The sequence below is a fragment of the Rhizobium sp. P1_E6 genome, assembly GCF_056405875.1.
Genome location: NZ_JBFUBG010000339.1, coordinates 1 through 740, shown reverse-complemented (window position 1 = coordinate 740; position 740 = coordinate 1). Strand labels below are relative to the sequence as shown.

Sequence of the window (740 nt, the reverse complement as noted above, 5' to 3'; positions counted from 1 at the left end):
CCACAAGTTAGTCACCTGGTTAGCCGACGCCATGCGTGTCAGTGGCGACGAGGGCTGGGCAGCATCCCCAGACACCCCGAGCCTCGCCACACTATTTAGGCAAGGACCGGCGGCAGCACCGAACGGTCAATCTGGAGGTGGTGCACGCGTCGCTACGGACCCGACGGCGACAACCGCTGACAAAAGAATCCAGCAGGCCCTTTCGGATCTCGGCTATCCCGATCCACCACCTGACGGCGATTTCGGCCCAGTCTCGCAATGGGCACTGACATCTTACTGTCATAAAAACGAAATCGCATACGACGGATCGATCACCGGAACTATCCAAGACGCGCTCACCAATGCCGCAACCGCCCTTCCAGCTGTCGCGAGAGCTCAGAGCTGGCTTGACCGAATAACCGACTACATGGGCGCCAAGGGGTATTGGATATGCCGGTATCCGGATTGCAAGAACATCGTTTACCTCGAGGGCACCAATGTCGACGGAACGTTGAACGCCAACGCTCCAAACGCGTTCAATGATGTTCGCCTGGTGTTTTGGATCGACAAGGATGGTGCCCTACAAAACCGGGTCTGGGAGGGAACGACGGAGCCTGGTCGCTTCTGGACGGAACATCCGATGGACGAAAAGGGCGCTGCTCGCATTGCATTTGGTCAATTCAAGGCTTGGCGCGTCGGGACCCACAAGGCCGGCACACCACACGCGCACGAAGCGCTGGTGCAAGTGGATCCGATAAAGG

At 58.4% G+C, this 740-nt stretch carries 1 protein-coding gene; it reads left to right on the top strand.

All coding sequences use genetic code 11. From position 1 onward, the window contains the following. The coding region (locus AC1D35_RS36615; RefSeq protein WP_477942964.1) for a peptidoglycan-binding domain-containing protein at positions 1-740 on the top strand (740 nt) is incomplete at both ends.